The organism is Halomonas sp. 3A7M, assembly GCF_014897875.1.
Classification (GTDB): domain Bacteria; phylum Pseudomonadota; class Gammaproteobacteria; order Pseudomonadales; family Halomonadaceae; genus Vreelandella.
Window position 1 is genome coordinate 21,518 of record NZ_JABUZD010000057.1, and the last position, 6,971, is coordinate 28,488.

General features: G+C 50.3%; 6 protein-coding genes. 4 read left to right on the forward strand and 2 right to left on the reverse strand.

Going from position 1 to position 6,971, the window contains the following annotated elements:
- Positions 1 to 241: 241 nt before the first annotated feature.
- From INT19_RS04960 to INT19_RS04970, 3 genes are all read left to right on the forward strand, one after another.
- Complete coding sequence (locus tag INT19_RS04960; protein WP_193059934.1) at positions 242 to 1,303, forward strand: HlyD family secretion protein; 1,062 nt, start codon at positions 242 to 244, stop codon at positions 1,301 to 1,303.
- Entirely contained in the window at positions 1,293 to 2,375 is a 1,083-nt protein-coding gene (locus INT19_RS04965) for a DUF2955 domain-containing protein (RefSeq protein ID WP_226912471.1), read from the forward strand. Before INT19_RS04960 ends, INT19_RS04965 begins: the two co-directional genes overlap by 11 nt.
- Before the next feature lie 106 nt (positions 2,376 to 2,481).
- Positions 2,482 to 2,661, forward strand: a complete 180-nt coding sequence (locus tag INT19_RS04970) for a CsbD family protein (RefSeq protein ID WP_038486547.1) — start codon at positions 2,482 to 2,484, stop codon at positions 2,659 to 2,661.
- A gap of 65 nt (positions 2,662 to 2,726) precedes the next feature.
- Here the strand turns inward: INT19_RS04970 and INT19_RS04975 are convergent, their stop codons facing one another.
- Complete coding sequence (locus INT19_RS04975) at positions 2,727 to 4,193, reverse strand: DASS family sodium-coupled anion symporter (protein WP_193059935.1); 1,467 nt, start codon at positions 4,191 to 4,193, stop codon at positions 2,727 to 2,729.
- Positions 4,194 to 4,547: 354 nt separating this feature from the next.
- Complete coding sequence (locus tag INT19_RS04980; RefSeq protein WP_193059936.1) at positions 4,548 to 6,257, reverse strand: hypothetical protein; 1,710 nt, start codon at positions 6,255 to 6,257, stop codon at positions 4,548 to 4,550.
- A gap of 190 nt (positions 6,258 to 6,447) precedes the next feature.
- Here INT19_RS04980 and INT19_RS04985 point away from each other — a divergent pair.
- The coding region (locus INT19_RS04985) for an IS30 family transposase (protein WP_193059937.1) at positions 6,448 to 6,971 on the forward strand (524 nt) is incomplete at its 3' end.

The window sequence follows — 6,971 nt, forward strand, 5'->3', positions numbered from 1 at the left end:
CCCTAGCGATAGGGCTTTTTTTGCGCTAAGAATAGGGGCTTGCTAGCGAATGGTAAGGGTATCTGGTTCGCATAATAAGTTGATGTATCAAGGGAAAGTCATTGGAGTGACTTTATTGAGCGCTTGTTCATAATGAGAATATTGTTAGCGTGCTAATGATTTGTTAGACTAAAGTATTCCACCTAATAATATCTCCAAGCGGTGACATCGCCGCTTTGGTGCTCGTCAATGAGAAATCCCAATGTCCCCTGATCAAAAATTTACTCGCTGGGTGAAAATAGCCCTGACCGTATTTTTATTGCTATTCGTTTACTTCTTAATGGCCGATAGCTTTATGCCCATGACGCCTGAGGCGCGGGCAATGCGCCCCGTCACCAGCATTGCTCCTGAGCTAAGCGGCCCTGTGCAAGAAGTTGTGGTGAGAGACCATCAGCCGGTAACCCAGGGTGATGTGCTGTTTCGCTTAGACCCATCTCCCTTTCAAATCGCTCACTCCCAAGCCCAATTAAACCGGGAGCAAGCGGAGCAAGAAAACGCCCGCTTAAATGCAGAGCTAGCGGCTGCCAGGGCATCACTTGCCTCGGCACAGGCTACTTACGATGAGCACAGCGGTGAGCGCCGCCGTGCTGAAGCGCTGCTTGGGCGTCAGGGGATTTCTCGTCAGCAGTACGAACAGCAGGTCGCGGCCGAACATACCGCACAGGCGGCTGTGGCATCTGCCCAGGCACAGATTGAAAGCTTAGAGGTACAGTTGGGAGAAGAGGGCGACGATAACTTACGCCTTCGCCAAGCGAATAATGCCCTTGAAAAAGCTGAACTGGATTTAGCCCATACGGTGGTAAAAGCGCCAGAGTCCGGTGTGGTCGCTAATCTTCAGCTACAGCCTGGCCATTATGTGCAGGCGGGGCAGCCTGCGGTGGCGCTGGTCGCGAGCACGGTAGAGGTCGTGGCTGATTTTCGTGAAAAGAGCCTGCGCCATGTGGCGCTTGGCGATGAAGCAAAAGTGGTATTCGATGCGTTGCCTGGACGAATTTTTGAAGGGCATGTCAGTGCCTTTGACGCCGGCACCCGCGCAGGCCAGCAGGCAGCGGATGGTCAACTTGTGGATATTCCTGCTTCAGATCGTTGGATACGAGATGCGCAACGTGCGCGTATTCATGTGGCGTTAGATACGCCGTTGACTGAACTACCCCCGAGTGGTGCGCGGGCAACAGTGCAACTAGTGCCGGGCGAACATGACATGGCTAAACCGTTTGCATGGTTGCAGGCGCACCTGATTAGTTGGCTGCACTATGTTTACTAAAGCGGCTATTAAAACGGTTATTAAAAAAACACCCATAGAGGCTGTTAATAAGCCAGCGCTCTCTCAAAACGGCCTGCGCCAGTGCCTGCGGGTAGCGGGAGGCGGTTCGCTGGGGTTTATTATTAGCCAATTGATGGGCTGGAATTATGGCGTTTTTTTTACCGTTTTCCCGATGTTCTTGTTGGGTATGGTACCCATTTTAAATGGCAGCATCATTCGCCAGTTTTTGGCGAACGTTAGCTTGAATGCTTTGGAAGTCAGCTTGGTGGTGGGGCTTCTAAAGCATATGCCGGTAGTGATGACACTGGTCGTACTAGGTCTGTTTTTGCTGCGCTTCAATCTAATGGCAAAAGGCCCGCTGTTTCTGTTTGGCGCGAATGGCGTGTTGACGCTAAGCATATTGCTGCACTTTGCTAGCTACCCTGGTGTTGATTTAAGCGATCTGTTGGCGAGTAATATTATGGCCAGCCTGCTGGCGGTATTTATTGCCATGTTGATGCATACGCTATTTCCCGATGTTGAACCCCGCCAGCCACCACCGCGTGGTACAAAGCCTGCAGCCCAAATTCGCCATGAAACATTGATGGGCGGCATTACGGCCACGCTCTCGTTTGTAGTGTTCCAAATGTTTGACCTTCGCGATTCGCTGTCAGCGCAAATGGCCACCATTCTGATTCTGTTTGCTTTAGGCTATTCCGGTGCTCGCGTGTCGGCAGGTAAGCGAGCAATCGGTACGCTACTGGGCTGTAATCTGGCGCTGGCAATGCAGCTATTGCTTTACACCCAAAGCCATCATTTTTTGCTGGTGATTTTGCTCTATTGGCTTGGACTAATGCTGTTTGCTAGAGAACATATTTTAGAAGGTGGCGGCTCAGGCATTGGCTTTGGAGGGCTGACAACGTTGGGTATTCTCTTTGGACAATCGTTAGGCCCGCAGCAAGACCTTGTTTATAGCGCGCTTTATCGGTTCTCTTCGATGAGCGTTGCGCTCGTGGGCACCTTGTTGGTAATGGCTTGTTTACACTGTTTGCTAAATAGTTGGCAGCCAACGCGCCTGCCTAAAAGTAATTGAGGTAACTTTTCTAACAAAGGCTACGCTAAGGAAGGTGTCGCCATTCGAAGTGAGTATTCACTTAGTGAGCGGCATCATCCCCACTAACGGATTAGAGGTGTTCGTCATGGCAAGTGGCAAAGAAGATAAAGTGAAAGGTACTGTCAATAAGGCCGCCGGAAAAGTGAAGGAAGCAGCTGGCAAAGTAACCGGAAGTAGTAAAACAGAAGCTAAGGGTAAAGCCCAACAAGTAAAGGGCGAACTGCAGAAAGGTAAAGGTAAGGCCAAGGAGAAGGCTAAGAAATAGTGTCTAGCCAGGGCATTCCAGTGCCAACAGAGGTCAATAACCTCTGTTGGCTTTTAGGTGGTAACTCAGTAGTGGCCAAGCAGCTTCCACCATAAACCACCAACGACTACCCAAATGAGCAGATTCACCACGCTCATAATGAAACCTGCTTTCCACCACTCTCCCAGCGTCAGGTAGCCTGAGCCAAAAATGACTGGTGAAGTGCCTGTGGCGTAATGGGTTAAGGTCATCATAATCGAAGATGTGGCCGCCATAATCAGTACAAAAGGCATAGGTGGGGCGCCGAGACTTAAGCCAACGGTGAGAAATGCTGCCATCATCGCAGTGATGTGTGCAGTCGTGCTGGCAAAAAAGTAATGGGTATAAAGAAAGGTAAGTACCAGAAGCGCAGAGGCTCCCGCCCAACCAATCCCCATTGTGGTAATCCAGCTCTGCATATTCGCTGAAAACCAACTAATAAGGCCTGTTTCGTTAAGTTGGCTTGCCATCATGATAAGAGCACCAAACCACAGCAGCGTATCCCACGCATTTTTTTCTTTCAGCACATCTTCCCAGGTCAAAACCCCTGTTAGCAGGAGTAGCGATAAGCCAATAAACGCAGACGTGGTGGTATTAAGCGTGACCGCATCCCCCAGGAAAATCGCTGGGATATCCGCCCAAAGCAAAAGCAGCACTAAGAAAACGAGCAACATGATGCCTTCGTTTCGGCTTAGCTTTCCTAGTTCGGCAAGTTTGTCTCTCGCCAACTGGGTGGCATTCGGGGTTTCTTTAATTTCCGGTGGGTAAAGCAAGTACAGAATGTACGGCATCGCCAGGATGGCGACCAAGCCCGGCAGCAGCATGGCGACCGCCCAGGTTAACCAGCTCAGCTGTATTTCTGCTCCAGTGGCGGACGAGATAAGTTGAACGGTTAATGGGTTAGGGGCGGTGGCGGTGATGAACATAGCCGAGGTGATGGGGTTGCTGTGGTAATTCACCAGCGCTAGATATTTGCCGATTTTACCAGACGTGTTGTCTTCAGGGTGTGAGTCAAAGCTGTGAGCGATAGAGCGCATAATGGGATGAATGATACCGCCACCCCGCGCTGTATTACTTGGTGTGACAGGCGCAATTGAAAGCTCGGAAAAGGCGAGTCCATAGCCAATTCCCAACGTGCGCTTGCCAAAAATCGAGATGAAGTAGTAGCCAATACGTGCACCCAGACCAGTTTTAATCAACCCACGTGAAATCATAATCGCAATGGCAATTAACCAGATAAGTGGGTTGGCATAACTGCTTAAGGCGACATTGATGGCCTCACCTGGCGTGTCGCCGGTAACACCACTTGCCGCGACAATAGAAATCGCAATCACAGAGATCGCCCCAATAGGCATGGCTTTGCCGATGATAGCGACAATAGTGCCGACAAATATTGCCAGCATAAGCCAAGCGTTTGGCGTCAGCCCTTCTGGCAAAGGAATCACCAGCCAAATCAATAGAGTGGTGGCCACAGCGACTGCGGTCGACCAGGGGTTGAAAGGTAGTGTCGGCATAATGGATACCTATAGATTAAAAAAACAGCAGCCAGCGGTACACTTGGTATAAGTAAGATAGCGCGCTAAATGCTATTTAAGTCTATAGATATCTAATGTATCTCTCATTGTTCCACGTCAATTGCCGTTCCATCATCCAGTGGGCTCAATAGTGATGGGGTATCACTCACTTCAATCATGCCTACCATGATGAAAGCGGCTATTTTTGTTGAGCCTGGGCACATTGAAATTGACGACAAACCCAATGGCACATTTATCAGCCAGGCTGCCGACGAAAAACTCGCTAGCGTCCACAGTGACACGATGACAGCTGTATCCAATAGCGAGTTTTTCGGATGTTAGGGATAGCCCGTTTTATTTCAGTTCCAGTGAGAAGCTCATTTCAACGCCTGCATCATCCACTCTGAACCAGTACTCCATGTTCTTGTAGATATCGCTATATTGCTTGAGCAAATCAATATCAAGCTCTGCCAATTCATCGGAAGGCATTTGCGCTATAACATCGGCCAGCGAATGGTAGAACTCACCTGTCAGATGGCCATGAACCAGTAGGTCACGCTCGGAAACAGGGGATTGCAGTTCTTCCTGTAGTGTTTCGGAATCGCTGATGCCAACGCCTAAGGTAATGGCGCTTTCAGACATGGCCGCGTAGAGCTCTGGTGAGTCTGGTGGCAGCATCATGCTGTCAATTTTTTTGGCTTCTCCACCGGGTTCAAGTCCAAGTGTCCCTAAATCAGGCACGAACGCGCTGGCTGTAGACAGCAGGGCAAGCGGGTTTTGCGAAGCAAGGGTCAAAAGACCGGTACCGGCGGGCTCGCCCTGTTTCATTGTCAGGCTGTTAAGGCGTGCTCTGAAACCAGATAAGGATGGGCCAACCATCATGGCGATGGGATTATTGATCGCTTTACTGAGCTCATTCCAGCTGCTGTTTAATTCCTGTAGCTCATCACAGCTAAACGGGTTTTGACGCACTTCCTGAGCATACTTCTGAACAGTTTGCATCAGTACCGGTAGATTCAGGCCTAGCCCAAAGCTGGCCATGCCGTCTGTGCTACCAAGGCCCGGAACCTGAGCGGTCATTGCACGAAGATCGCTGACAATAGCCTCATCGGTTTCCAGGATGAGATTCATCTCCATACGGTCGAGGTTATACTCACGCATGCCCATTACAAGACCAGGGAAGCGGTTGGTGATGCGGTCAATATCTGCTTGGCAGGCGGAGAGATCCAGCCGCTCTGCATCAGCCGCGTCCAATAGTGCTTGAGTACCTAAGTGTGTAGGTGTACTCAGCTCACTAAGCAGGCGTGATGAGTCGATTTCCCCAGCACCATAGGGCGTGAAGCCATGACGCTGTTCAATTTCCTCTAGGGCGCCGGTATCACCAATGTTGCTGTCAGGCAGGGTGCTACCCAGCACCTGTGATAGCAACTCATCACTGACATTTTCTGGCACCACCGACATCAGCAGTTGCTTATCGATAATGGCCATGATGGCTTTAATCGGACCATCTTGTGTTAGCACCCAGTACTCTTTTCCATCTGTTGTGGCCGTACTCGGGTTGATATCTGCATTGGTGAGGATGCGCTGCAGCGTTTCGCGGAAAGCGTCTTCATCCTGCAATTCCATACGCAGAGTGGGCAAGATACCCAGTCCGTATAAAGCGACCTGGGGGCTCATTTTAAAGCCCAGTGCATGAATATCATCGAGTGTTTCAACCCCGACAAACTCTTCACCCATAGCGATCAACAGTGACATCAGCGAATGCAACACGTCATCGTCTATTTCGTGCAGCATGTCGCGCAGTTCATCCAAGTCAGCTTCAAGGCTGTTCTTTGGCTGCATGCGCTGGTAAAGAGCAAAGGCATCTTGTTCAGGCATTGATTCCCGTGTTGCCACAAAATAGGGAGAGTCGGCGGGGATATATTTCAACAGGGAAGCTGAGAGGTTTTTTGGTGCTTCCTGCTGGGTGTCTGTTGCTGTTGGCGCGCTATCATCGCTGCAGCCACTCAGCACGCCCGTGCTGAGAAGGGCAAGAGAAATAGCCAAGGATAGTTTCGTTCTCATCTAGAGTCAGTCCTTTGAAAAATGTTGGCTTGAAATTGAACATTTGGAATAAAATTAACTATGAATGATAATCATACACAACTTAAATCCTGAATTCATAGAATAACTGCAGCACTTTGGATCATACGGTAGAGGCAGGAGGGCCAGCAGCGGTACCCTCTCCGCCTTACCGACCAAAGTGAAGCAGAGTATGGGATACCGACAACTGACCCAGGCACAACGATATCAAATTTTTGCCCATAGGGATGTAGGATTGAGCCAACGTCAGATTGCTCAACAGCTTGGCATTCACAGCAGTACCGTGAGCCGTGAGCTGAGACGTAATTCGGGTGCCAAGGGATATGAACCCGCACAAGCGCAGCGTTACAGCGATCAGAGACGCCGCTCCGCCTGGAAGTGGACAAAGCAACTCCCTAGCCTGATCAATGCCGTAGCTGACAGGCTTAGAGAAGAGTGGAGTCCAGAGCAGATTAGCGGTTTTATGGCGCCGTTGACGGGGATAGGAGTTAGTCATCAATGGGTCTATTCGCTGATCTGGGACGATAAGGCCAAAGGTGGCGATTTGTGGCGACACCTCCGCCAGCCCAAGCGTCGCAGTAAACATCGTGCCCATGCCAAAAGTGCAGGACTAGGCAAGATTCCTAAGCGTGTGGGGATAGAGCATCGGCCACCTGCTATCGAAAAACGCCTCACCATCGGTCACTGGGAAGGCGA

Coding starts and splice junctions, on each gene's coding strand:
- INT19_RS04965 (WP_226912471.1), top strand. CDS start 1,293: ATGTTTACTAAAGCGGCTATTAAAACGGTTATTAAAAAAACACCCATA.
- INT19_RS04960 (WP_193059934.1), top strand. CDS start 242: ATGTCCCCTGATCAAAAATTTACTCGCTGGGTGAAAATAGCCCTGACC.
- INT19_RS04975 (WP_193059935.1), bottom strand. CDS start 4,193: ATGCCGACACTACCTTTCAACCCCTGGTCGACCGCAGTCGCTGTGGCC.
- INT19_RS04980 (WP_193059936.1), bottom strand. CDS start 6,257: ATGAGAACGAAACTATCCTTGGCTATTTCTCTTGCCCTTCTCAGCACG.
- INT19_RS04970 (WP_038486547.1), top strand. CDS start 2,482: ATGGCAAGTGGCAAAGAAGATAAAGTGAAAGGTACTGTCAATAAGGCC.